General features: G+C 29.6%; 1 pseudogene. It reads right to left on the bottom strand.

Annotation, left to right across the window (positions count from 1 at the left end):
* Positions 1-112 precede the first annotated feature (112 nt).
* Positions 113-328 (bottom strand): annotated as a pseudogene (locus ACNG5D_RS15915) (efflux RND transporter periplasmic adaptor subunit); the annotation flags it as partial.

The following is a 328-nucleotide window of genomic DNA, read 5'->3' as shown; positions in this document are numbered from 1 at the left end:
AGGCAAAGCTGAGTATCCCAAGATTCCCAAAATGACAATTATAATGGAAATTACGGTTGAAAGAACTGGTCTTTCTATAAATGTTTTTAACATAGTTTATTGCTCTAAAATATTATTGAAATAACGGTTTTAATTGCTTCACAATACTATCAAATTCAGATTCTTGCGGTACTATTGGCATCCCGTTTCTTAATTTACCTATACCTTTTAAAATAATTAAATCTCCAGCTTTTACACCAGAATCAACAATAAAAAATAAATCGGTTTTATCTTCAATAGTTATTAATGTTGCTTTTGCAGTATTGTCTTCACCTACAGTATACACGAA

This window comes from Algibacter ulvanivorans (assembly GCF_048381495.1).
GTDB lineage: Bacteria > Bacteroidota > Bacteroidia > Flavobacteriales > Flavobacteriaceae > Algibacter_B > Algibacter_B ulvanivorans.
Note: the sequence above shows the minus strand (reverse complement) of the source record. Positions and strands in the feature narration are given on the sequence as shown.